18 protein-coding genes and 1 tRNA gene are annotated in these 25666 nt (G+C 66.3%); 11 read left to right on the forward strand and 8 right to left on the reverse strand.

The annotated features are described in order from the left end of the window. Positions 1-147: 147 nt before the first annotated feature. Positions 148-1521, forward strand: coding sequence for an ammonium transporter (locus OJB03_RS05355; RefSeq protein ID WP_263785771.1), 1374 nt, complete (start codon positions 148-150; stop codon positions 1519-1521). 191 nt (positions 1522-1712) lie between these two features. Here OJB03_RS05355 and rodA read toward each other — a convergent pair whose 3' ends face one another. Further along, entirely contained in the window at positions 1713-2975 is a 1263-nt protein-coding gene (rodA, locus tag OJB03_RS05360) for a rod shape-determining protein RodA (protein ID WP_263785772.1), read from the reverse strand. Next, positions 2972-4906: a penicillin-binding protein 2 gene (gene mrdA / locus OJB03_RS05365; RefSeq protein WP_263785773.1), complete on the reverse strand. Its 1935-nt coding sequence runs from the start codon at positions 4904-4906 to the stop codon at positions 2972-2974. Before mrdA ends, rodA begins: the two co-directional genes overlap by 4 nt. 402 nt (positions 4907-5308) lie before the next feature. Here mrdA and OJB03_RS05370 point away from each other — a divergent pair, with 402 nt between their 5' ends. Beyond that, the gene (locus OJB03_RS05370; RefSeq protein ID WP_263785774.1) at positions 5309-8413 is read left to right on the forward strand and encodes a basic secretory protein-like protein; all 3105 of its coding nucleotides are present in this window, start codon (positions 5309-5311) and stop codon (positions 8411-8413) included. A 12-nt stretch (positions 8414-8425) separates the two neighbouring features. Here OJB03_RS05370 and OJB03_RS05375 read toward each other — a convergent pair whose 3' ends face one another. Then, positions 8426-9238, reverse strand: a complete 813-nt coding sequence (locus OJB03_RS05375; RefSeq protein WP_263785775.1) for a PhzF family phenazine biosynthesis protein — start codon at positions 9236-9238, stop codon at positions 8426-8428. Between the two features lie 124 nt (positions 9239-9362). Here OJB03_RS05375 and OJB03_RS05380 point away from each other — a divergent pair, with 124 nt between their 5' ends. From OJB03_RS05380 to OJB03_RS05415, 8 genes are all read left to right on the forward strand, one after another. Continuing rightward, on the forward strand, positions 9363-10463 hold the full coding sequence (locus tag OJB03_RS05380; protein WP_263785776.1) for a quinone-dependent dihydroorotate dehydrogenase: 1101 nt from the start codon (positions 9363-9365) through the stop codon (positions 10461-10463). An 85-nt stretch (positions 10464-10548) separates the two neighbouring features. Continuing rightward, the gene (locus OJB03_RS05385) at positions 10549-12447 is read left to right on the forward strand and encodes an AMP-dependent synthetase/ligase (RefSeq protein ID WP_263785777.1); all 1899 of its coding nucleotides are present in this window, start codon (positions 10549-10551) and stop codon (positions 12445-12447) included. A gap of 207 nt (positions 12448-12654) precedes the next feature. Then, positions 12655-12728: transfer RNA gene (locus OJB03_RS05390), tRNA-Pro, on the forward strand. Between the two features lie 283 nt (positions 12729-13011). Continuing rightward, a complete protein-coding gene (locus tag OJB03_RS05395; protein ID WP_263785778.1) occupies positions 13012-13503 on the forward strand; it encodes a hypothetical protein in 492 nt (163 codons plus the stop codon). 234 nt (positions 13504-13737) lie between these two features. Beyond that, positions 13738-15063, forward strand: coding sequence for a threonine synthase (gene thrC / locus OJB03_RS05400; protein ID WP_263785779.1), 1326 nt, complete (start codon positions 13738-13740; stop codon positions 15061-15063). Positions 15064-15141: 78 nt separating this feature from the next. Next, the gene (locus OJB03_RS05405) at positions 15142-15861 is read left to right on the forward strand and encodes an MliC family protein (RefSeq protein ID WP_263785780.1); all 720 of its coding nucleotides are present in this window, start codon (positions 15142-15144) and stop codon (positions 15859-15861) included. 174 nt (positions 15862-16035) lie between these two features. Next, complete coding sequence (gene ade, locus OJB03_RS05410) at positions 16036-17673, forward strand: adenine deaminase (protein WP_263785781.1); 1638 nt, start codon at positions 16036-16038, stop codon at positions 17671-17673. Positions 17674-17722: 49 nt separating this feature from the next. After that, positions 17723-19168 (forward strand): phytoene desaturase family protein, encoded by a 1446-nt coding sequence (locus OJB03_RS05415; RefSeq protein WP_263785782.1) that lies wholly within the window; start codon positions 17723-17725, stop codon positions 19166-19168. A 40-nt stretch (positions 19169-19208) separates the two neighbouring features. Here the strand turns inward: OJB03_RS05415 and pckA are convergent, their stop codons facing one another. Then, complete coding sequence (gene pckA / locus OJB03_RS05420; protein WP_263785783.1) at positions 19209-20801, reverse strand: phosphoenolpyruvate carboxykinase (ATP); 1593 nt, start codon at positions 20799-20801, stop codon at positions 19209-19211. Between the two features lie 221 nt (positions 20802-21022). Here pckA and OJB03_RS05425 point away from each other — a divergent pair, with 221 nt between their 5' ends. Beyond that, positions 21023-21625 carry a ribonuclease HII gene (locus OJB03_RS05425; RefSeq protein WP_263785784.1) on the forward strand — a complete coding sequence of 201 codons (603 nt, stop codon included), beginning with the start codon at positions 21023-21025 and terminating at the stop codon, positions 21623-21625. A gap of 39 nt (positions 21626-21664) precedes the next feature. Here the strand turns inward: OJB03_RS05425 and OJB03_RS05430 are convergent, their stop codons facing one another. The 4 genes from OJB03_RS05430 to OJB03_RS05445 all read right to left on the reverse strand — a co-directional run bounded on the left by OJB03_RS05430 (position 21665) and on the right by OJB03_RS05445 (position 25526). Then, the gene (locus OJB03_RS05430) at positions 21665-22447 is read right to left on the reverse strand and encodes an ABC transporter permease (RefSeq protein ID WP_263785785.1); all 783 of its coding nucleotides are present in this window, start codon (positions 22445-22447) and stop codon (positions 21665-21667) included. A gap of 46 nt (positions 22448-22493) precedes the next feature. After that, the gene (locus tag OJB03_RS05435; protein WP_263785786.1) at positions 22494-23459 is read right to left on the reverse strand and encodes an ABC transporter ATP-binding protein; all 966 of its coding nucleotides are present in this window, start codon (positions 23457-23459) and stop codon (positions 22494-22496) included. Positions 23460-23529: 70 nt separating this feature from the next. Continuing rightward, on the reverse strand, positions 23530-24480 hold the full coding sequence (gene cyoE / locus OJB03_RS05440) for a heme o synthase (RefSeq protein WP_263785787.1): 951 nt from the start codon (positions 24478-24480) through the stop codon (positions 23530-23532). Between the two features lie 53 nt (positions 24481-24533). Next, positions 24534-25526, reverse strand: coding sequence for a COX15/CtaA family protein (locus OJB03_RS05445; RefSeq protein ID WP_263785788.1), 993 nt, complete (start codon positions 25524-25526; stop codon positions 24534-24536). Between the last annotated feature and the right edge of the window lie 140 nt (positions 25527-25666).

The following is a 25666-nucleotide window of genomic DNA, read 5'->3' on the forward strand; positions in this document are numbered from 1 at the left end:
GTGATCATGTTAAAAGAGCGGCCGGAAGCGGTTCCGGCCCCATTGGGAGCGCTTCTATGCGACTAGACTTTTTGTGGTTTTCAGGGAGCTTTGCTAGAGTAAGTGGCGTGATTGTCGCTCCCACCACGAAAAATAGTCGCTCTTGGAATGCGGATACGCACCTTTCTTCTTTCCGTCGCTGGTCTTTTGCTGGTTCCCATTGGGGTTGACGCCATGCCGGCGTCGGACCCCACGAATGTCGCCGAGGCGCTGCAGTCGGCGGAGCAGGCGCAGACGAACCTGGATTACGTCTGGACGATCCTCGCCGCGGCGCTGGTCTTCTTCATGCAGGCGGGCTTTGCGCTGCTGGAGTCCGGCTTCTCGCGGGCGAAAAACGCGGTGAACATCATCATGAAGAACGTGATGGACGCCTCGGCCGGGGCGTTGGTCTTCTTCGCGGTCGGCTTTGGGCTGATGTTCGGCACCTCCTGGGGCGGCCTCATTGGCACCGACGGCTTCTTCCTCACCGGCACGGGCGATCAGCCGCAGACTTGGGTCTACGCCTTTTACTTCTTCCAGGCGGTTTTTGCGGCCACGGCGGCCACCATTGTCTCCGGCGCGGTCGCCGAGCGCATCAAGTTTAGCGGCTACCTGATCTTTTCCGTCACCATCACGGGGCTCATCTATCCGGTGTTTGGAGCGTGGGCGTGGGGCGGCCTGTTCAACGGAAGCGGCTGGTTGGAGGCGCTCGGCTTCATCGACTTTGCCGGATCGACGGTCGTGCACAGCGTTGGTGGCTGGGCGGCGCTGGCCGGGGCGCTGGTCGTGGGGCCCCGCGTGGGCAAGTACGCGGACGACGGCACGCCCCGCAATATCCCGGGGCACAGTCTGCCCCTGGCGGCGCTCGGCGTATTCATCCTGTGGCTCGGGTGGTTCGGCTTCAACGCGGGCTCCACGACGGCCGGGTCCACCGCGATCGCCAAGATTGCCATGAACACGTTCGTCGCGGCGGGGGCTGGGGCGGTGGCGGCCATGGCCATCACCTGGATCGACGGTGGCACGCCGGACGCCACGATGACGCTGAACGGCGTGCTGGGCGGGCTGGTCGGCATCACCGCGGGGTGCGCAGCCCTCACGCCGCCCTACGCCATCCTCACGGGGGCCATCGCGGGTGTTGTGGTGGTCTATGGCACCCGCGCACTAGAATGGTACGTCGACGATCCGGTAGGAGCCATCGCCGTGCACGGGCTGGCCGGTGCCTGGGGGACCATCGCCGCGGGCTTGTTCAACTCCGCCGGCTTCAGCCTGTCGCAGGTGGGCGTGCAGTTCGTAGGGGTGGCGGCAGCGTTCCTGTGGACCTTCCCCATCAGCTACCTCATCTTCTCGATCATTGACGCCGCGATTGGCATTCGCCTCAACGGCAAGAAAGAGACGGTCGGGCTCGACCGCATGGAGCACGACGTCGAGGCGTATCCGGAGTTCACGATGGACGGGGACCGTCAGGCCCCGGCGCCCGAGACGGACGAGGTCGTCGCCCGGTAGCGGCGCGGCCCCTCCACAATTTCCTTCTGCCTGGGAGAGAGTGAACGGTGTTCTTCTCAAAGGGAGAGAAAAAACCATTTGAGGACGGGGATGCAAGTCCCCGACGACCGACAAACGCGACGGCCGCAGGGATGGGCCCGGTGGGAGCCTGGCCCCTGCGGCCGTTCGTGTGTGGGAGGCGCACAGGGCCGTCAGTACCCGTAGATCGAGAGGTCCTCGCGCCGCATGTGTGTGTTGAGGACGATCGCCAGCAGGGCCGTATTGGCGAGCATGGCCGAGCCGCCGTACGAAAGAAACGGAAGGGGGAGCCCGATCACGGGCAGCATGCCGGTGACCATGCCGATGTTGATGAAGATGTGGATCAGGTAGACGCCCACGGCCCCCGCGGCGACGATGCTGCCGAACGGGTGCTTGACGTCGGCCCCCAGCTTGATGAGCCGAAGGAGGAGGGCGGCCAATAGGCCCAGCACGAGGAGCGACCCCACGAGGCCGAACTCTTCGGCGACGACGCTGAAGATGAAGTCGGTCGTCTGCTCCGGCACGTAAGCGCCCTGCGTCTGGGGCCCCTGCATGAAGCCCGTCCCCCAGATTCCGCCGGAATGGAGGGCTGCCTTCGACTGCACCAGGTGGAAGCCCACGCCCTGCCGAAATTGCTCGGCCCCCGGGTTTGTGAATGAGAGCAGGCGGTCGACCTGGTAGGGCTGGAGGAGCTCGCGGAGCACGAATGAGACGACGGCCGTCACGCCGGCGGTAAAGGTGGCCGCCAGGGCGGCGACGGAGCGTCGGCCGGAGTACACCCAGAGCCCGCCGGTGAACAGGACGGCGAACCCGAGGGCGGCCGGAATGGACACCAGGGCGAGGTAGCCCGCGATGGCGGGCGAGACCATGAGCAGGAGGACCGAGAGGGACAGCCCGCTCCAGAAGAGCATGATGGGCACGAGGCCGAAGAAGACGAGGGCGGTGCCCAGGTCGTTCTGCAGGACGACGAGGATGGCCGGCGCGACGATCAGACCCGCGGCCTTTAGAGCAAAACTCAGGTCCTGCCCTGTTCGGGTGTGGCGCTCGGACAGGAGCTGCGCCACGGCGAGGACCGTCCCTACCTTGGCCAGCTCCGACACCTGCAGCCGCAGCGGGCCGAGGGCGAGCCATGCGCGGGTGCCATGCACCTCCACCCCCATCACGAGGGACAACACGAGGAGGACGAGCGTCGCGGCGTAGGCCGGGTAGGCCGCGTACCGCAGGAACCGGACGGGCAGCAGGAGGGTCCCCGCAATGCCCACGGCCGACACTCCGACCCAAAGAAACTGGCGGGCAAAGTTGCTTTGGACGCCCTGGCCGACGTACTCGGCCGCCGGGCCGTGCGTGGTGCTGTACAGGGCCACGAGGCTCACGGCCACGAGCCCCAGCCAGAGCAGCAGTGTCCAGGGATCTATCTTCCGGGTCGGGGTCTTCATGGGCGATCGGTTGGCGACAAGCCATCGGGGCGGGACGAGTCCGGCGGCGCCGGGGCGGCGGGTTGCGTGGTGGCCTGCACGGCGGGCGTCGTCTGCGGAGACGTGGAGGGCGCGGGCTCCTCCTCCGGGGCGCTGCGCTCCTCTTCCCGGAGACGCCGCTTCCAGTAGCGCCGCTCCCACGTGTCTGCAATTGAGCCCGTCAGGTACTTTTCGGCCATCAGGCTCGCGATGGGGGCCGCGGTGGTGGCCCCGTAGCCCGCATTCTCGACGACCACTGCGAGGGCGATTTCGGGGTCGTCGTACGGCGCGAACATGATAAACAGCGAGTGGTCCTCGCCGTGGGGGTTCTGGGCCGTGCCCGTCTTGCCGGCACTGGGAATGTCGGGAATCTGGACCCATTGGCCGGTGCCGTTGGTCATGACGCGGTGCATGCCCTCCTGCACGACGTCAAAGTGGGAGGGATCGACCGGGATCGGATTCGGGGGGGGCAGCTTGGGGCGTTGGACCGCATCGGTCTCGGGGTGGACCGCCTTGCGGATGAGGTGGGGCGTGGGAAGACGGCCGCCGTTGCCCAGAGCCGCCGCGTACCGGGCCATCTGGAGGGGGGTGACGGACATGTCGCCCTGTCCGATGCCGAGGTTGATGGTGTAGCCGTCCGTCCAGCGGCCGTACACGCGGTCGAAGTAGGACGAGTCCGGAATCAGGCCCGATCCCTGCCGAAATCCCTCGAGAGGCACCTCCTGGCCGAACCCGAATTCCAGGGCCCAGTCGTGCCAGGTGGCCAGGCTCATGTCCTCCATCACCTGGTAGAAAAAGGTGTTGCACGACACCTCCAGAGCCTTCGCCACCGTGATGCGCCCCTCGTCCTGCTCGTCGTGGTTTTTGAAGGCCCGGCGCCCGATCTGGTAGCTTGACGGGCAGTCCATGCGTTCCGAGGCGGTGAGCATCCCGGTCTCGAGGGCGACGAGGGACATGAACGGCTTCCAGGTAGAGCCCGGGGGGTAGCCGCTCTGGGTGGCGCGGTTGTAGAGCGGATCGCTCGGGTCCGAGCGGAGGCTGTCCCACGCCGACGTGGTGACCGGCCGGGCAAACAGAGACGGGTCGAAGTCCGGCGTGCTGACGAGGGAAAGGATGCCGCCGGTGTCGGGGTCGAGGGCGACGGCCGCGCCGCGCTTCCCCACGAAGAGCGATTCAGCGAGGGCCTGCACCTCGTGGTCGAGGGTCAGGTGAAGGTCGTGCCCGCCGACCGGCGGGGTGTCCATGGCGCCGTTCTGGTACTTTCGCACCTCCGTCCCGTGTATGTTGACGAGCACCATTTCGCGCCCCCGGTCCCCCCGAAGGATCGACTCGTAGGCGTTCTCCAAGCCCGTGCGGCCGATGCGGTCGCCGGCCCGGTAGCTCGCAGGCATGCGGGACAGGGCTTGCTCGTCAATTTCGTGGACGTAGCCGAGGGCATGTGCCGCTCGGGCGGCCGTGTGGTAGCGCCGCCGCAGTTCCACGTCGTACGACACGCCGGGAAGTTCGTAGAGGTGCTCCTGCACGCGGCTGAACGTATCAAATGGGATCTCCCGAAACGAAGGCGTCGGGCGGAAGGCGTTCCGCTCGCGTGCCTCCCGCAACCGGTGGCGCACCGTCGAGTCGGCCACGCCCAGCAGATTGGCCAGCAGCGGCGCCTTCGACGCGTCGAAGTACCGGGGCGTGATCAGGATCGTGTAGGTGGGCCGATTGTCGACCAGGAGCGTGCTGTCCCGGGCGTACATGGCCCCCCGCGCGGGCTCCACCGATTGCTCCCGCACGGCGCTTCCGGGCGGCGTGCCGTCCCCGGACGTGCCATTGAAGCCTTGGAGTTGCACCAGACGAAGTCCAAGGAGGAGGAAGAGGAAGACGACGACCCCGGCGTAGATTCGGACGCGGGTGCGATACTCATCCATGCGGGCGCGGTCGGGACGACAAGTGTGTGCGGGACAGTGACAATAGGGGCTTCAACTTGCCGTCTGAAATCGTTGGCCAAACGGCGGGGGGTGTAAGATGGGTCCTGAACCGTCGCAAGAGCAAACAGTCTTGTTCCATCCGCGGCGAACCCTCAATCCCGTCAAGAAGTTTTAGTTTTCGGAGAAGGCGGACTGTGTGTCTCCTGCTTTCTGGACACGCATCCCAACCGAAACCATGGGTATTGCCAACGGGATGTATGTCTAGGAAGCGCAAGTTCTGTTCCGAGCATGCTTCCATCTGGTGGAGCGTAACAGTTGAACCCTTTCCCACCCCAACCAATACACCTAGAGTCACACTCCGGGTGTAGGTTTCGTAAAGCCTCGTTGATGTCCTTGGCCGCCATGCAGCGATCTCCTGTACGTCTTGCTTTCGCCCTTTTTGCGCTTTCGGTCGCCTCGATGATTGGGGCCGTATGGCCGGCGTCGGCCCAGTACTTTGGGCAGAATAAGGTCCAGTACGAGCAGTTTGATTTCCAATCGTTCGAGACGGACCAGTTTGACATCTACTTCTATCCCGAGGAGAAGCAGGCCGTTGAGGATGCGGCCCGGATGGCGGAGCGGTGGTACGACCGCCACTCCCGCACCTTCCTCCGAGAGTTCCAGAAGAAGAAGCCGCTGATCTTCTACGCCAACAGCCCTGACTTTCAGCAGACCAACGCCGTGCGCGGGCAGTTGGGACAGGGCACCGGGGGCGTAACGGAGAGCATCAAGGAGCGCGTCATCATGCCGCTTGCGGGAAGCTACGGGGAGACCGACCACGTGCTCGGCCACGAGCTGGTCCACTCGTTTCAGTACGATATCGCCCTGCGCAAAGACAACGAAGGGTTCTCGCTGCGCAACATGCCGCTGTGGTTTATTGAAGGAATGGCCGAGTATCTGTCGGTTGGGCGTCAGGACTCACACACCGCCATGTGGATGCGGGATGCGGCCGTGCGCGAGGACCTGCCCACAATTCGGCAGCTCACGCGCGACCAGCAGTCCTACTTTCCCTACCGCTACGGCCAGGCATACATGGCCTACATCGGCGGCAAGTACGGCGACGCCACCGTCACGGACCTCTACAAAATGAGCGGGCGGGTGGGGCTCGACTCCGCCTTCGTCTACACCCTCGGCATCACGGCGGATTCGCTGTCGAAGGAGTGGAAGCAGTCCACCCGCGACGCCTTTCTGCCGAGCACCAAGGACCGGACGCCCGTGGACTCGGTGGGCACGGCGGTGATTGGGGATCCGGGGGCCGACAACCAGCTCAACATCTCCCCGGCCGTGAGCCCGGACGGGCGCTACGTGGCCTTCATTTCGCGCCGCAACCTCTTCAACACAAACCTCTTCGTCGCGGACGCGGAGACGGGGGAGATTGTGCAGGAGCTGGAGGGCACTCGGTCGAATCCGCACTTCGACGCGCTCCGGTTTATCAACTCGGCGGGGGCGTGGTCGCCCGACGGGCGGCGGTTCGCATTCATCACATTCGCGGACGGCCGCAACGAGATCAACACGTTTAACGTCCAGACGGGCGAGATCCGGACGCGCACGGCCGTGGAGGGCGTGGGGGCGATTCACAACCTGGCCTGGTCGCCGGACGGGCAGTCCATTGCGTTTTCGGGGCTGGAGGGCGGCCTGAGCGACCTGTACGTCTACGACCTGGAGGAGAAGAACGTGCGCCAGCTCACCAACGACCGGTACGCGGCCCTGCAACCGACGTGGTCGCCCGACGGGGAAACCCTCGCGTTTACGACGGACCGCGGGCCGGACGGGACGAACTTCGAGACACTGGAGTACGGCGAAGAGCGCATCGGCCTGATCGACGTCGAGTCCGGCGAGATTCGCACGATTCGGCCCTTCTCGACGGGCATGCAGCACAACCCGCAGTTCAGTCCGGACGGGCGCAGCATCTACTTCGTCGCCGACCAGGACGGCTTCAAGGACGTGTACCGCTACGACCTGGACGAGGAGGCCACCTATCGCGTGACGGAGCTTCAGACCGGCGTGAGCGGCATCACGGCCCTCTCCCCAGCCCTGTCGGTGGCCCGGCGGAGCGGACGGATGATGTTCTCGGTCTTCTCGAACGGGGGGTACTCCATCGTGGGGCTCTCGCCGGAGGAGACGAAGGGCGAGCGGATGACGCCGAAGGAAGACCCCAACACCGCCGCCCTACTCCCCCCGGCGCAGCCGAAGGGAGAAGGACTCGTGGGCAGCTACCTGGAGGATCCGACGACGGGGTTGAAGGACATGGATTCGACCAAAACGACGAAGGCCAGCAATCGGCTCTACCTCGACCGCATCGTGCCGCCCTCAGTGGGGGCCTCGGTGGGAGGGCCTGTGGGCACGCAGGTGGCAGGGGGCATCGGGTTCAAGTTCAGCGACATCCTCGGCCACCGGGACCTAAGCGTCTTCGTGCAGGCCAACGGGACGATCAAGGACATCGGAGGCGGGGTCTTCTACTCCAACCAGGAGAACCGATACAACTACGGCGTGGGCATCTCCCACCAGCCGTCGGCCTTCGGGCGTGTGGGGCGTACGAGGAACGGGCAGTTCGTGCAAGTTGTCAACCGGATCTTTCGCACCCAGGTGGGCGCACAGACGAGCTACCCATTCTCCCAGACGAACCGACTTGAACTTGGGCTCGGAGGAACGCGCTATGGATTCAGCCAGACCGTCCGTGCCTTCAATCGGTTTGGACAGTCTCAGGAGATCAACGCTGGCACGACCCGTGAGCCCATTTACTTTGCACGCACGAGCCTTGCGTACGTGGGCGACTACTCGAGTTCTGGGCTGACCTCCCCCCTGCAGGGCGGGCGCTACCGCTTCCAGGTCACGCCGCAGTTCGGCTCCCGGAACTTCGTGTCGGTCCTGGCCGACTACCGACGGTACCTCCGCCGCGAGCCCGTCACGCTCGCGATACGGGGACTCCACCGTGGGAACTACGGGGCGAACGAGTTTAGCGGAGAACTGACGGATAACTTCATCAGCGAGACGCTCGGTAGTCCCTACCAGGCGGGATTCGTGCGGGGGTACAGCGTCAACTCGATTCTCGAAGAACCGAAATGCCGGCGACGACGCGTCTGCAACACCGGCCGGCTGTATGGCACGCGCATGGCGCTCGGGAGCGTTGAGCTTCGCCTCCCGCTCCTCGGGCCGGAGGTGCTGAGTCTCGCGGCCTTCGAGTACCTGCCGACCGACCTGGTGGCCTTCGCCGACGCTGGCGTGACATGGACCAGCGAGGACCTGACGGAGCTCTCCTTCTCCTCCAGTACGATTGGGGCCGACGCGATCAGACCCGTGGGCACCAGCGGTACGGAGAGCACTGTGGCGGCACAGCCGGTGACGAGCGCCGGCATCTCGGCACGCGTGAACGTGCTGGGCGCAATCGTGATGGAGGCGTTCTACGCCCGCACGTTCCAACGCACCAAGAACTGGGACTTCGGGCTCATCCTGCGGCCCGGATGGTAGGAGGGCGAGCGGCTATGCGTCGAGATGTCCATCGATGACGGTGACGGCCCGTCCGCCAAGCGCGACCCGGTCCGCATCGGGCGTGTCGAGGTGCACGCGGACGGTGCCGCCCCGCGCCGACACCTGCCGGCCAGTGAGTGTAGTGCGTCCCATCTGGGCGGCCCAGTAGGGACCGAGGGCGCAGTGGGCGGAGCCGGTCACGGGATCTTCGGGAACCCCCACGCGCGGAGCGAAGAATCGGGACACAAAGTCGATGTCGTCGGCCTCGGCCGGGGCGGTCACGATTACTCCCCGCGCCTTATCGAGGGTGCCCAGGTGCGAGAGAATCGGCTGCAGGGCACGCACGGCGTTCGCGTCCTGCAGGCGAACGAGGTAGTCGCGCCCACTCCAGCCAACCGCCTCCGGCGTCGCCCCGTCGAGGGCACTGAGAAGCGGGGCGGGGGGATCGGTCGGGGCCACCGGATCGGCCGGGAAATCCATCCAGATCCACCCGTCGTCGCGCCGGGCCGTAAGGCGCCCACTTGCGGTCTCGAAGTGAAGGGGCGTCTGGACTGCTACATGGTCGTTCGCCCAGAGGGCGTGTGCGCTGGCGAGTGTCGCGTGGCCGCAGAGGGCTACCTCGTCGGTTGGGGTGAACCAGCGCAACCGGTAGGTTGCCTCCTCATCCCGAGGGCGCAGAAAGGCCGTCTCCGACAAGTTCATCTCGGCGGCCACCTGCTGCATCCAGTCGGAATCGCGGCGGTCCTGGAGCAGGCACACGGCGGCGGGGTTTCCGGCGAACGGGGTGGTGGCAAACGCGTCGACCTGATAGAGGGAGATGGGCATAAGACCGATGCGGGAGCTGATCGAAAGGTTGCAAGCTATGGAGAAACGAAGCGTCCCGGGTGCGGGTCCAATGGGAAGAGCAACCAGCCCGCCTTCCCCCTTTGCCCGACGATACTGAGTCCGCATGTACCATTTTCTTCGGCCGTTGCTGTTTCGGTTGGATCCCGAATGGGCGCACACGGCAACCTTGTGGGCGGCACAGGCAGCACAGCGCACGGTCCTGCCACTCGTAGCGTCGCAATATCAGTTTGAAGACGAGCGACTCAAGCAGCGCCTCTGGGGCAACACCTTTCCCAACCCGGTGGGACTGGCCGCGGGCGCCGACAAAAATGCCCAGGCGGTGCCGTTCTGGGAGGCCATTGGGTTCGGGTTTGTGGAGGTGGGGTCTGTGAGCGCCCAGCCGGCCCCGGGCAACCCGACGCCGCGTGCGTTCCGGCTGCCGAAGGACCAGGCCCTGATCAACCGCCTCGGCCTCAACAACGACGGGGCGGAAGCGGTCGCGGAACGGCTCGAGCACGGCCGGCCGGACCGGGCGCGCCCGCTGGGCATCAACCTGGCCAAAACCCATGACCCCGACATCATGGGGGACGCGGCCCTGGAGGACTTCCGGACCAGTTTTCGGCGGCTGGTGGGGCAGGCGAGCTATGTGACACTCAATGTCTCGTGCCCGAATACACCGGACGGTGGGACCTTCGAGGATCCGGCGGCCCTCGACGCCCTTCTTGACGTTATCATGGCGGAGCAGAAGGCGCCGGGGCTGGCGGTGCCTGTGGTGATCAAGCTGAGCCCGCCTCTCAGCGACCGTGTCCTGTTCGACACGCGGCTGGAAGACATTCTTGCGGTGGCGATGGACCACGACGTGGACGGCTTTATCGCGTCGAACACGGCCCCGGACCGCAAGGGCGTTCGGACGTCTGACGACCGGCTCGAGGAGATCGGGGCGGGCGGGCTTAGTGGGCCGCCCCTGGAGGCGCGGGCGACACGCCTCGTGCAGTACCTGTACCGGGGGACCGACGGCGAAATTCCCATCATCGGCGTTGGAGGGGTGCACGACGCAGAGTCGGCCTACGCAAAGATCCGGGCGGGGGCCTCACTGGTGCAAATCTACACGGCGCTCGTCTACGAGGGGCCCGGGCTGGTGCAGCGAATTAAGGAAGGCCTCGTGGCGCGGCTCCGCGACGACGGGTATGCGTCCCTCGAAAATGTCGTGGGGGTGGACGCGTGACCGAAGACAAGCCCCCGGAAACAGCCCTCAGGCTCGCAGGTAGGGGCTGCGTGCTCGCATTCTTCGCACTGGTCTTTTCCCGCTCATGCCCGCGCAGGTCGAGTTCGACACCATCCCCGAGATGTTTTTTCGCCTCTGCGAGCGGTACCGGGGGCGGGAACGGCCGGTCCTGCGGCACAAGGTCCGGGGCGAGGGGTGGCACGAGATTACCTGGGAGGGCTTCCAGAGTCGGGTGCAGGGCCTAGCGGGCCACCTGCACCAGCAGGGGGTGCGCAAGGGAGATCGGGTGGCCGTGCTCTCAGAAAATCGCCCGGAGTGGGCCGTCAGTGACCTGGGAATCCAGTCCGTTGGGGCGGCGAACGTCTCGATCTACACGTCCCTTCCCCCCTCAAAAGTGGCGTACATTCTCCGCGACGCGGGGGCCAAGGTGTGCATTGTGTCCGTCCCCGTCCAGCGCAAGAAGATCGAGGAGGTTGCGGACGCGTGCCCCGACCTCGAAGAGGTCATTGTGATGAGCGAGACGGCGGACGAGCCGCCCGTCCCCATGACGCACTGGGACGATGCCCTGGCGGCGGGCCGCGATTACTGGGCCGGGCACGAAGATGAGCTTACCGGCATCGCGGAGTCCATCACGCCGGAGGACACCAGTGCCCTCATTTACACGAGTGGCACCACCGGCCAGCCGAAGGGGGTTGTGCTGACGCACCGCAACTTCTGTTCGAACGTGAAGGGCGCCCTGCAGCGCATTCCCATCGGCGAAGACGATCATCACCTCTCGTTCCTGCCTCTCTCGCACGCCTTCGAGCGGACGGCGGGCCACATGGCCGTGCTCGCAGCCGGGGCCACCATCAGCTACGCGGAGAGCATCGAGGCGGTGAGCCAGAACCTCCAGGAGGTGCAGCCGACCCTCATGATCTCGGTGCCGCGCATGTTCGAGAAGGTGTACACGCGTGTGACGAGGCAGGCTGATGAGGGCGGCGCCCTTAAGCAAAAGCTCTTCGACTGGGCCGTGGGGGTGGGGGAACGGCACGCCGAGGCCCAACAGGAAAATGGCACGGGGCCGGGTCTGCTTCTTCGCGGACAGCGGGCCGTGGCCCGCCGGCTCGTCTTTTCCAAGCTGCACGAGAAGCTCGGCGGGAACCTCCGGTTCGCCGCCTCCGGAGGGGCGGCGCTGCCCGAGGAGATTGGCACCTTCTTCCAGGCCGCGGGCGTGACCATCATTGAGGGCTACGGCCTTACGGAGACGGCCCCCGTCCTCACGATCAATCCCCTGGACGCCCCCCGCTACGGCACCGTGGGTCACGTCATGCCTGGGGTGACAGTTGCCATTCAGCCGTTGGAAGAGAGCGAGCCGGTCGGGGCGGTGAGTGGCAGCGACTACCCCACGTCCCTCTCCACGTCCGAAGGGGAGATTCTGGTGAAGGGCCCCAACGTGATGAGGGAATACTGGAACCAGCCCGAAGAGACGCGGGCGGCCTTCGACCCGAACGGCTGGTACCACACCGGCGACGTGGGGCGCTTCGAGGAGGGCTATCTCAAGATCACGGACCGGATCAAGCACATGATTGTCACGGAGGGCGGAAAGAACGTCTACCCCGGCCCGATCGAGGAGACGTTCAAGACCAAGGGCTGGATCAACCAGATCGTCGTGGTTGGGGAGGGGCGCCCGTTTCTCGCGGCCCTGGTGGTGCCCGACTTCGACGCCCTCCGGATGCGGGCACGGGACGAGGGGATTGACGAGTCCACCTGCGGCGACGCGGAGCTGCTGCGTCACGACGCGGCGCAGGCCCTGTTCCAGGACATCTTCACGGCCTACAACCAGGACGCGGCGGCCCACGAGAAAATCCGCAACTTCCGCCTCCTGGGCGAGCCGTTCACCGTTGAGGAGGGGACGCTCACCCCTACGCTCAAGCTCCGTCGCAGCGTCATCCGGGAGCGCCACGCGGATCTCATCGACGAGATGTACGAGGAGTTCGGGCGGTGACGGAGTGCGTGTCGAACCCTGACGGGCGGCCGCCGGGATGCCCTCCGCAGTCGCTCCCCCGCGTCCGCTTCTGGGCCCATGGACCGGGAGGCCCTGTGTGGATAACCGTTGAACTCCCCTTCAGGCGGCCGTCCGCCCCGATGGCTGGGGCGGTCGTTCCGGATCTCGACTCCGCATCGGCCCTATAAGACACTTGAACATTTTTCTCGGGGCATGGCGCAGTCCGGTAGCGCGCGTCGTTCGGGACGACGAGGTCGCCGGTTCAAATCCGGCTGCCCCGACCCTCCGAAAGCGGCCTTCACGGTTGGTGGAGGCCGCTTTTGCTTTGCTGAGCCCTTCGCGTCGATCCCTGAAGGGCTTTCCGGGGGCTTCAAGAATAATCCCACCCGCACGACCGTTTACAACGCGTAGCTTGGTTAGGGACAGGGCCAAGAAAACCTCCCGGCCCACGAAACACTCTGATCGATCTTCGTATTCTCGGACGTATATTCGCGGGCTTCGCTAGTCGGGGGTGTCCCCGGTTCAACCTCTTTCCTCCACGTTTTTCCACCACGATCCACTCTTATGCTACAACGTTTGTTCAAGTCGTCCTGCCTCGGCCTGATCGCCCTTGCCTTCGCCTTCACCGCCCCCGCGTTCGGCCAGATGCCCCAGCAGCCGGACACGACCACCCTCTCGGCCTCCGATGTAAGCCAGGAGCAAGTTGACAAGGCGGCCCGCATCGCCGCGGCCGTGCAGTCTTCCATGCGCGCGCAGCAGATGAAGATGCGCAAGCAGATGAAGGAGAAGTACGGCAACCCGCAAGAGATGGACTCCACCCAGAAAGCCAACGCGCGGCGGGAGATGAAGCGCCAGCAGATGCGGATGCGCAAGCAGCAAATGCAGATGATGCAGCAGGAGTCGCAGAAGGAGAACATGGACCCTCAGATGTTCCGGCGCATCATGCGGTCGGCGCAGCAGGACTCCACGCTGAAGAAGCAGATTCAGCAGGCCATGAAGGCGCAAATGAAGCAGCAGCAGTCACAGATGCAGCAAAACCCGAACTCGCAGAACTAGTCGCGATGTTCGTGGGGCCTCGCCGACAAGGGCGAGCGTTCTTGTACATTGTGTCCGATTGGAAAGCGGCCCTTGCCCTGCGGCAACGGCCGCTTTCTTGTTGGGACCTATCCGGGCCCATCGAAGCGGGGATCGGGACCTGACCGGGTGCTGTCCGTAATTAGGACCCGCCCCTATTCTGGGGAGGCAAAGAACCGAACTGTCGCCCGTATTTCTCCTTCACGCTCCCGTGCCGTGCAGTATTTGAGTACCCGCACACCCGAGTATCGCGTTTCCCTCTCCACGGCGCTGCAAGACGGCCTGGCGCCGAACGGAGGACTGTACGTCCCTGAACGGTTTCCAGACCTCGGCCCTGGGGCGTTCGAGGGCTGCGCCACGATCGAAGACGTGGCGGAGCGGCTTTTGCGCCCGTTTGCAGAGGGAGACGACCTGGCGGATGTGCTACCGGGGATCTGTGAGGCGATGTTCGGTTTCCCGGTGCCGCTGCGTGAGATCGGCCGGGGGACGAGCGTCCTCGAACTCTTCCACGGCCCCACGGCGGCGTTTAAGGACGTGGGGGCGCGCTTCCTCGCCGACAGCCTTGCTCGTCTCAATAAAGGAGCCGAGCAGCCGCTCACCATCCTCGTGGCCACCTCGGGCGATACTGGGGCGGCCGTGGCGGCGGCCTTCTGGAAGAAGCCCAACGTCGAGGTCGTCGTCCTCTACCCGAAGGGCAAGGTGTCCGCCCGGCAGGAGAAGCAGCTCACCGGGTGGAGCGACAACGTGCAGACCGTGGCCGTCCGCGGCGTGTTTGACGACTGCCAGACGCTCGTGAAGGAGGCCTTTCAGGAGGAGGCATGGCAGGAGCGCCTGCGCCTCTCCTCTGCCAACAGCATTAACATCGGGCGCCTGCTGCCGCAAATGACATACTACGCCTACGCCAGCCTCCGGCACTGGCGCGCCCACGGCACCCGTCCGAACGTGATCGTGCCGTCCGGCAACCTGGGCAACGGGCTCGCCTGCCTCTACGCCCGCGAGTGCGGACTGCCGATCGGGGAGGTTATCTTTGCGACGAACGAAAACCGCCCCGTCACGCACTACCTGAAGACCGGTGAGTACGAGGCGTTTGAGACGAAAGAAACCCTCGCGACGGCGATGGACGTGGGCAACCCCAGCAACATGGAACGCCTGCGTTACCACTATTCCGGCAGCGGTCGGGGCGAGGCGCTGCGCGACGCCATCGGCGCCGAGCGCGTACCCGACGAGCAGATCGAACGGCACATTCGCCAAGGGCCCGAGGCCTGGGACACGGTGTGGGACCCCCACACGGCCACTGCGGTTGAGGCCCGCGAGCACCTTGACCCCGACGACGAGCGCGAGTGGATCCTGGTGGCCACCGCGCATCCGGCCAAGTTTCCAGAGGTGGTGGAGCCGCTCGTGGGGCATGAGGTTGACGTGCCCGAGCCACTGGCCGAGGTGATGGCACGGTCGCATCCTGTCCCCGAGGTGGACCCGACGCTCTCGGCGGTGGCGGACGTGGTGTTCGAGAACCGCAGGCCCGACGCGACGGAGCACGCGTAGAGAGATTCTCACCCGTTGGTTCCTCCCCCGGTCGTGCGCTCGATGCACCGTCTTCGCTGCATCTCTGAAGGGAAAAACATGAACGGCAGACAGGCAGGTCTGCGGTACATCGTGGGGGGCGTGCTGCTGGGGGTGGCCCTGCTGCTCGGCGGCGGGTGTGGGGGAGAACCTCAGAGCGGCCGAGAGGCCTCCGAGACGACGCGGAGGACAAAAAACGGATCGCCAGCGCGGAGGCAGGCCGTGCAGTGCAGGCGTCCAGAGGGAGACATTGTGACGTTTCGAGCGCTCGTCCGTCCCGACTCGCTCGTGCTGCGGGTGCCCGCATCGTTTGGGGGCGGCACGCGCCACCTTGCGTCGGCACGGGCCGCCAGCGGGGCCAAGTACGAAGGCGACGCCGCGATGGTCTGGAGCAAGGGGAGCAGCGCCACCGTCAACATCGATGGCCGGCGCCTCGAGACGTGCACCATTGCGCCCCAAGTGGAGCGACAAGACGAGCATCCCCCCGGCCTGCAGTTTCGGGCGATAGGGCAAGAACCCGGATGGATCGTGGAGGTGACCGACGATAGCCTCCGGTTTGCCTGGGCCTACGGGCAGCGTGAGGTCACCACCTCGCAGTTCAGCATGGACGCGGACGACGAGCGCATTCTCTACGAGGCCGATACGGATCGTGACGCCCTGCGTGTCGTGGCCCGACCCCACTACTGCACGGATCCGATGAACGGGGGGCTGTTTAGCCACACGGTGACGGTTACGCTCGCCGGCGATTCCCATACCGGGTGTGGGCACCCGGTGCGGTAGTTTGACACTGGCGCCTATCGCCCGCAGACCCGTTCCAGTGAGGCGGAGGCCCTCAGTGCCCTTCTGCGGGAGGACGGCGCGGGCGCTCGTCGGGGCGAAGCTCTTCGATGCTCTGCCGCATGATTCGTATATTGATGCCGTCGCCATATTGCCTCGGTGGATCCCCTTGGCACCATGCCCTCGTCTTTTTCGATCGCCGGTCGCCTTGTCGACTTGCACGCCCGCGAGATTCGGCCGGCCACCGTGCACGTCCGGGGCGGCGTGATTGAGCGCATCGAGCCGACCGAGACGGTGCCGGAGCGATATCTGCTGCCGGGGTTCGTCGACGCGCACGTTCACGTCGAGAGCGCGATGCTGCCGCCGTCGGAATTTGCACGGGCGGCGGTAAGGCACGGGACCGTGGGCACGGTGAGCGACCCGCACGAGATTGCCAACGTGCTTGGCGTGGAGGGGGTTGAGTACATGATTGCGGACGGTCGCCCGGTGCCGTTCCACTTTGCGTTTGGCGCCCCGTCGTGCGTGCCGGCCACCCCCTTCGAGACGAGCGGGGCGGAGCTCGGGCCGGACGCGGTGTCGGAGCTGCTGGACCGCGACGACGTGCCCTACCTCAGTGAGATGATGGACTACCCCGGCGCCATCGATGGGGCCCCGGACGTGCTGGCGAAGATTCGGGCCGCCCAGGTGCGCGACAAGCCGGTGGACGGCCATGCGCCCGGTGTACGGGGGGACGACGTGGCCCGATACGCGGCTGCGGGCATCGGGACGGACCACGAGAGCGTCTCGATTGAGGAGGCCCGCGAGAAGTTGGAGGCGGGCATGAAAATCGCGATCCGGGAGGGCTCGGCCGCTAAGAACTTCGACGAACTAATTCCGCTGATGGACGAGGCGCCGGACCGCCTCATGTTTTGCAGTGATGACCGCCACCCGGATGCCCTCGCGGAGGGCCACATCGACGCCCTTGTCCGCCGCGCCCTCAACCGCGGATACGACCGGTTTGATACGCTCCGTACCGCCTGCGTGCATCCGGTTGAGCACTACGGGCTGGACGTGGGGCTGCTGCGCGAAGGAGATCCGGCGGACTTCATTGTGGTGGACGACCTGGACGCGCTACATGTGCAACGGACGTACGTTGAGGGGACGCTCGTCGCCGAGGAGGGAGAGACGCACATCGAGCGCGTTGCGTCCGATGTCGCCAATCGATTCGAGGCGGGGCCGGTCGCACCGGCGGATTTTCGGGTGCCAGCGGGTGGCGATCAGGTCCGTGCGATCACCGCCGTCGACAACCAGTTGGTAACCGGGGAGGAAGTCGTGGCGACGCCGATCGAGGACGGATGCGCCGTGGCGGACCCGGACCGGGACGTGCTCAAGCTTGCCGTGGTGAATCGGTACACGGAAGAGAGCGCACCGGCCGTCGCCTTCGTCTGGGGCTTTGGGCTCGACAGGGGCGCCCTTGCCTCCAGCGTGGCCCACGACTCCCACAACGTGGTGGCCGTGGGGGCCAGTGACGATGCCCTGGCCCAGGCCGTGAACGCGGTCGTGCGGGTGGAGGGCGGGATCAGCGCGGCGGCGGACGACACACAGGTCCTGCCGCTTCCCATCGCTGGGCTCATGAGCGATGAGCCGTACGACGTGGTGGCCCGGCGCTATACGCGTCTCAACAACCACGTCCGAGCGGAGCTGGGCAGCTCGATGGACGCGCCGTTCATGACGCTTTCATTCCTGGCGCTGCTCGTCATTCCGCGGCTTAAGCTCAGTGACCAGGGCCTCTTCGACGGAGCGGCGTTCGAGTTCGTAGACCGGTTCGTCGATTGACTGAACGTAGGGGGGAGCGCATGCTGCTTCTTGCAATCAACCATTTCCTATGTCCAACGCTGACGCCATTGTTGTAGGCTCGGGCCCGAACGGGCTCGGTGCCGCCGTCGTGCTCGCCCGGGCCGGGTGGGACGTGCACGTAATCGAACAGGCCGATGCCGTCGGCGGCGCGGCGCGATCGGAAGAAGTGACGCGTCCGGGCTTCGTCCACGATCTCGGCTCCGCCATCCATCCGCTCGCCGCGGCGTCGCCCCTGTTTCGGCGGCTCCCCCTCGACGAGTATGGCCTATCGTGGGTGCAGCCGGACCTGCCGCTCGCCCATCCGCTGGACGGGGGGCGGGCCGTGGCGATGCACCAGTCCCTGGAGAAGACGGCCCTCGGGCTCGGAAGCGACGCGGGGCGCTACCGATGGCTAAACGGACCGATTGCGGATCGGTGGCGGGACGTCCTCGACGAAGTGCTCCAGCCGGTGCTTCACCTGCCGCGCGCCCCGCTGCTCCTGGCGCAATTCGGCCTGCGGGCGATCTGGCCCGCGCAGCTTCTGGGGAAGGGCCTTTTCCGGACGGAGGAGGCGCGGGCTCTGCTCGCGGGACTGGCCGCCCACTCCAACCTGCCGCTGTCGGCGCTCGGGTCGACGGCCTTCGGCCTCGTCCTCGGAATGGCCGGGCACGCGGTGGGGTGGCCGTTTCCGAAGGGGGGCGCGGGGGCCGTCACACAGGCGCTGGCGGACTACCTCCGCGACCTGGGCGGCACCATCGAGACGGGCCGCCGCGTGCACTCCGTCGACGATCTGCCCACATCCCGGACGGTAGTGCTCAACCTGACGCCCCGGCAGGTGCTGCGCGTCGCCCGGCCGCGGCTGCCCGCCCGCTACGAAGCGCAGTTGACACAGTACCGCTACGGCGCGGCAGCCTTTAAGGTCGACTACGCCCTCAGCGATCCGATTCCGTGGGCTGCGGAGGCCTGTGGACGAGCCGGAACCGTGCACGTAGGCGGCACGCTGAATGAAATTGCCGCGTCGGAGCGGGCCGTGGCACAGGGGCGTGTGCCCGAGCGCCCGTACGTGCTCCTTGCCCAGCACAGTCGCTTCGACGAGACCCGTGCCCCTGGCGACCAGCACACCGCGTGGGCCTACTGCCACGTCCCCAACGGGGCGAGCGGAGACGCGACGGCCCAGATTGAACGGCAGATCGAGCGGTTTGCGCCCGGCTTCCGGGACACCATTCTGGAGCGGCACGTCATGGGCCCGCAGGCGCTGGAGGCCTGGAATCCGAACCTCGTGGGCGGGGACATCAACGGGGGCGCCCTGGATCTGGGGCAACTGATCGCACGGCCGGCCCTTCGGTGGAGTCCCTACCGCATTCCGGGCCGGACGGCCCGCGGGGCGCAGCTGTACATGGCCTCCGCGTCGACGCCGCCCGGCGGGGGGGTGCACGGCATGGCGGGCCGGCACGCCGCCCACACCGTGCTCGCGGACGCGAGTCAGGGCGTGTAACTCGTCGGTGGGGGCCGCCGAGCGCCCCCGCTTCTGGCAACTACGCTGCCTGCAGTTGAGGGCCGGCCTTCGCAATCTCCGGGGCGGCGTCGTCCTCGTATTTCTCAAAGTGGTCGTGGAAAAGGCCCACGAGGTGCTCGGCCTTCTCGTCGTAGGCCTGCGGGTCGTCCCACGTCTCACGCGGCATCAGAATATCGTTGGGAACGTCGGGGCACTCGGTCGGCACGTCGAGGCCAAAGACCGGCTCCGTTTCCTTCGGGGCGTCGCGCAGCGAGCCGTCGTGGATGGCGTCGATCATAGCGCGGGTGTGCTTGAGCGGCACGCGGTGGCCCACGCCGTACGGTCCGCCGGTGATGCCCGTGTTCACGAGCCAGGCCTCGGCGTCGTGCGTGCGGATTTTTTTGGCCAGCATTTCGGCGTACTTGTCCGGCGGCCACACGAGGAACGCGGCGCCAAAGCAGGCGCTGAACGTGGCCTGCGGCTCGTCGACGCCCATCTCCGTGCCGGCCACCTTCGCCGTGTACCCGCTTATGAAGTGGTACATGGCCTGCTCGGGCGTGAGCTTGCTTACCGGCGGCATCACCCCGAACGCGTCGTACGTGAGGAAGATGATGTTGTCTGGGTGCCCCCCCATCCCCGGAATCTTGGCCCGGTCGATGTAGTCGAGCGGATAGGAGGCGCGGGTGTTTTGGGTGACGGAGGTATCGTCGTAGTCGATCTCCCGGGTGTCCTCGTCGTAGACCATGTTTTCGAGCACGGTGCCGTAGCGAATAGCATTGTAAATTTCCGGCTCGTCCTCTTCGGACAGCCCCACCGCCTTGGCGTAGCAGCCCCCTTCGATGTTGAAGACGCCGTCGTCGCTCCAGCAGTGCTCGTCGTCCCCGATGAGCTTACGGTTCGGGTCGGCGGACAGGGTCGTCTTGCCGGTGCCGCTGAGGCCGAAGAAGAGCGAGACGTCCCCCTCGTCGCCCTCGTTCGCCGAGCAGTGCATCGAGAGCACATCCTTCTTCGGCATCAGGTAGTGCATCACCGTGAAGACGCCCTTCTTCATCTCCCCGGCGTACTCGGTGCCGAGGATGACCATCTCCTGGTTCTCAAACGACAGATCCACGCTCGTCTTCGAGCTCATGTGTTTGGTCTGCCGGTTGGCCGGAAATTCGCCCGCGTTGTAGATCACGAAGTCCGGCTCCCCAAAGGCCTCCAACTCCTCCTGGGAGGGCCGGATCAGCATGTTGTGCATGAAAAGGGCGTGATACGGGCGGGAGCAAATGATGCGCACCTTGAGGCGGTGCGTCGGGTCCCAGCCGGCGAACCCGTCCATTACGTAGATGCGCTGACGGGTATTCAGGTAGTCCTGCGCCCGCTCCTTGTTGATGTCAAAGGTATGGTCGTCGATCTCCATGTTGATCGGCCCCCACCAGATGTCGTCCTCGCTGTCGGGGTGCCGCACGATGCGCTTGTCGGCGGGACTGCGGCCGGTCTTGTCGCCCGAGCGGATGGTGAGGGCGCCGCTGTGGGCGATGGCGGCCGTGGGGTCGTAGTGGATGGCCTCCTCATAGAGGCGCGCGGGATCCGCGTTGCGGAGAATGGTGTCGGGACTGATGCCGTACCGGGACAGGTCGATATCGGACATGACGGTCGGGGAAACGTATGCAAGATGAGATGGGCGGAACGATTGTCAACCTACAAAAAGACACGCCCGAATGTGTAGTCGGCCAGGCGGATCGATGTGGGGCGCCGTCCTGTATCCAGTGTCGGGCGTAGCCCCGCAGCAAGCCCACGCGCCCGCTGGTCGGGGCTGCGCCCTGCCCGGTCGTCGCGACGTGTTCTCTTCATTTTTTGGAGGATCCCTGTATGCTTTCCCACGAACGTCGGCTCTGGGCCGACGGCTACGAACGTGTGGCCGGGCTCGACGAGGCCGGGCGAGGGTGCCTGGCCGGTCCGGTCGTCGCCGCCGCCGTCATCATGCCGCCACGGGTCGAGATCACGACCATCCAGGACAGCAAAGCGCTCTCTGAAGGGCAGCGCCTCGACGCCCGGGCCACGATCGAAGAAGAGGCCGTGGCCGCGGCCATTGCCCGCTGCTCCCCGACGGAGATTGACGACCGCAACATCCTGCAGGCCGCCCTCGAAGCCATGCGCCGGGCCGCGTCCGATTGCCGACCCCCTCCGGACTTCGTGCTCGTGGACGGCAACCAGTGGGACCGGAACCTCGTCGACGCGCCGTGGCCCCACGAGACGGTTGTGAAGGGGGACGCGAAGAGCCAATCCATCGCCGCCGCGTCCATTCTTGCGAAGACCGAGCGGGACGCCCTCATGCGCGACCTGCACGAAGAACATCCCGAGTACGACTGGGCGTCGAACGTCGGCTACCCCACCCAACAGCATTACGATGCGCTCCGAGAGCACGGCGCGACGTCCCACCACCGACAGTCGTTCACGCTTTTCCGGGACTAAGGCGCTCGGGAGGACATGGCGAGCGCCGCCCCGGTCTCGTTACGTCTGAAAGAAGGGCCGGCGCACCTGCCACACCGCGAGCCCTGTCATCAGCACCGCGAAGGCGCCGGTCACGGCCAGGCACACGCCCGGCCCCGCGAGCGCGGCAGGCGTGCCAGAAAACCCGTGGAAGCCGTGTCGCAGGCCGCTGACGGCGTAGGAGACCGGGTTGCCCCACATCACGACCTGGAGCACCGGGGCCGCCCCGTCCACCGGAAACATGGCTCCCGAGAGAAACCAGAGCGGGAGCAGGAACAGGTTCATGACCGCGTGGAAGCCGCGCGTGGTCTCCATGCGCCACGCGATGGCGAAGCCGAGGGCGGTGAAGGCCAGGCCCGTGAGGAGGCACACGGCCACGATCATGCTCACCCCTGCCACGCCGGGAGCAAGATCGATGAGCGGCAGGGCGCCTAGAAACAGCAGGGCCTGTACCGTGGCCAGCAGGGTGCCGCCCAGGGTGGTGCCGAAGACGAGGGCGGTGCGCGGCGTGGGGGCGACCAGGACGGCCTGAAGAAAGCCCGACGTGCGCTCCTCGACGATGGAGATGGTGGAGAAGATGGCGGTGAAGAGAAGCACCAGGGCGAGAATCCCTGGAAGGAGAAATGCCCCGTAACTTCCCCCCACGCTGCCCTGCGGGGGCTGAAAGGTGTTCTGAAACCCCAGCCCGAGCAGCAGCCAGAGGGCCAGCGGCTGTGCAAGGGCGCCCAGCACGCGGCTCCGGTCGCGGACAAACTTCAATACTTCGCGGGCCGTGAGGGCCCCGATGGTGCGCAGTGCACTCATTCTGCGAGAGGGGAAAGACTAAAAGGCAGAAGACAGTGGAAGACGCCTAATCGCCCGACCCGTCCCCGCGGGCAAGAACGCGCTCAGGGGACTTCGTGGGGGAGACGCCAGCGTGGACCATGAATACGTCCTCCAGGGTAGGTGTCCGGATCGTAGCGCTCTGGATGTGGTCGCTCAGGGCTTCGTAGAGCGACGACAGGAACGCGGGTGGATCGGACGGGGCCACCTGCACGGTCGCGCCCACGATTCGGGTCGGCACGCCGAACTGCGCTTCGATTCGGTCGCGCAGGGCAGTGGGGGCGTCGGCCTCCAGCCAGATGGTTTCGTCGCCCAGGTCGGCCTTAAGGGTGTTCGGCCTGCCGTCGGCCACGAGGGTGCCGTCCGAGAGAATGCCGACTCGGTCACAGCGCTCCGCCTCGTCCATGAGGTGGGTTGCCAGCAGTAGGGTGGTCCCCTCGTCCGACCGTAGTTGCTGCACGGCCGACCAGAAGGTGCGTCGGGCGGCAGGGTCGAGGCCCGAGGTCGGTTCGTCGAGCAGCAGCAGGTCCGGGCGGTGCAGCAGGCCGCGGGCGAGGTCTACGCGGCGCCGGAGCCCGCCCGACAGGTCGCCAACCGGGTCGGTGGCCCGGTCGGCCACGCCGAGGCGCCGCAGCAGCTCTTCGGTGCGCTCGCGGCGCTCCGCGCCGTGCAGGCCATAAAGGGCGCCTTGAAACCGCAGGTTCTCGCGGACGGTCAACGCCTCGTCGAGGGCCTCGTCCTGGAACACCGTCCCGATTCGTCGCCGCACGGCACCGGACTCCCGGGCCGTGTCGAGCCCGAAGACGTGCGCCTGGCCCTCCGAGGGCGGCATTAGCGTGGAGAGGATCCGAAAAAGTGTTGTTTTGCCGCTGCCGTTGGGACCAAGCAGGCCGTAGAGCGTGCCCGGGTCTACCTGGAGGGTGACGTCCCGCAGGGCTTGGTGTGACCCGTAGCTGTGGTTCACCTTCTGAATGTCGACGGCAGGGGCGGGCATGAATGCGTTGTAGGTGGGCGGTCAAGCAGGGAGGCGTTGGGGGACACGGCGGCACGCCGTCCGTCGGGACTCAGAGGAACCAGTCCACGAGCAGGAGGGCCACGAGGGCCGGAATGTAAAACACCGACGCTTTCAGGACGCGCCTGGCCTTTTGGCCCGTCCGCTCCCCGTGGAAGACAATCGTCGTCCACAGGAACCACAGGCCAAGCGGCACCACGCCGACGCCGTAAATCCACCCGGCGGTCTCTGTGAGGACGGGCAGGACGCTCAGGGGCACGAGCAGCGCAGCGAAGCCGATCATCTGGGCCGCGGTGGAGTTGCCGTCCGGTTCCACGACCGGCAGCATGGCGTAGTCACCCCGCGCATAGTCCTTCCGGTACATCCAGGCCAGGGACAAAAAGTGGGGCATCTGCCACGTCGCGAGGATGCCGAAGGTGGCCCATCCACCCGCCTCGAGGTGCCCAGTCGCGGCCGTGTAGCCGCCCAGGGCCGGAAGCGCCCCCGGCACCGTCCCGACCAGTGTGTTCCACTTCGTCGTCCGCTTGAGTGGCGTGTAGACAAACAGGTACAGCACGGCCGTGAGCGCCGCCAGGACGGCGGTGAGGACGTTGACGAGCGGACACAAGAGGCCAACGGCGAGACAGATCAAGAGGATGCCCACGCGCCGGGCCATGTCGGGGTCGGCGCGCCCAGCGGGGAGGGGGCGCTGCGCCGTCCGCTTCATCTGCGCGTCGTACTGCCGCTCCAAAACGTGGTTGAGTGTGCCGACGCCCCCGGCGCAGAGGGCCGTGCCGAGCATGGTCCAGAGCAGCGTGCCGCCATCCAGCCCGCCTGGGGACCCGATCAAAAAACCCGCAAACGCCGACAGGGTGACCACCGACGAAATTTCGGGCTTCGCCAGTATGAGGTAGTCCCAGAGCACGTCCCCGAGGGAGCGCCCGGAGGCCTGTGCGTCGGCCGTGGAGGGGGCAGCCGTGACGGCTACGGGGGAGTCTGACGACCCGTCGGGTGGGGACTCCATGAACGAGAGTGATCAGGCAGGAAGAGCGGCGAAGGGAGCGGGCGGTGCGGGAGCTACGGCTCGGCCCTCGCGAGGGGCCGCTCGGAGGCATGTCGCGCCGCGCCATTGGTGGGCTCAGGACGCGTCGTGTGTTGGGGGCGACGCGACGCCAGCAGGCTCATCACAACCGATGACCCGAGCAGCACGGCGCCGACCACGAGGTGGGCCACCGTGAGCACCACGTACGCGACCACGCCGGCCTGACCGGCTGGCTCGTACAGGGTGAGGAGCAGGGACGCGAGGCCAAGGGCAAACTGAAGCCCCATGGTTCCGAACAGGACCCAGGCCGTGCGGCGCACCGCCGGGACCGAGTCAAAGTGCTTCTCCGCGACCACGAAGGCCCCGATGATGACCCCGACGACCGCAAAAGACCCGGTCACGTGCAGTGTCGTGTAGCCCCCCGACATCCCCGCACCGGGATGCCGCAGCAGGGCCCCCAGCACAATCTGTAGGTAGACGAACACGGCGGCGGTGTACGACCACCGGCGCAGATGACGGGCGGTATCGGTCCGGGGCAGCACGCCGTCCCGGCGGCGCCACGTGTCGGTGACGAACAGCGTCATGGCCACGAGGGTCGCGAAGAAGAGCTGGGCGACACAGGCGTGTACCATCGCGAGATCCAGCGAGACCCAGAGGACTCGCAGGCCCCCGAGGACGCCCTGAAGGACGACCAGCGCGACGGCCGCGAGGCTCAGCTTCCGCATCCAGGCACGTGGGTCCTCCCACCAGGTCCAGGCCGCCAGCGCCACCGTAAAGGCGCCGACGAGACTCGCGATGAGGCGGTGTCCGTGCTCCGCGAGGTAGGCCGGCACCAGCCACCACTCCTCGACGGGGTTGATGAGGTTGTAGGAGCCGAGCGACGTGGGCCAGTCCGGGAACGCCATGCCGGCGCCGATACTGGTCACCACCCCGCCCCAGGACAGAAGGAAGACGGTCAAGAGGACCGTGCACGCCGAAAATCGGCGGCGCCAGGTCCAGTCGGAGGCACGAGAACGAGAAGGAGACATGGCTGCAGGGAAGCCATCAACACTGAAACAAAAACAAAGGTTTTTCCGGGATCTTTAGGCCCAACGGTCCCACCAAGAGGGGGGCGTCCCGGTTCCGTAAAGAGGCCGCAAACGGGAACCATTGGTGGGGTCTTTCCTAC

It is taken from the genome of Salinibacter grassmerensis (assembly GCF_947077765.1).
Lineage (GTDB): Bacteria > Bacteroidota > Rhodothermia > Rhodothermales > Salinibacteraceae > Salinibacter > Salinibacter grassmerensis.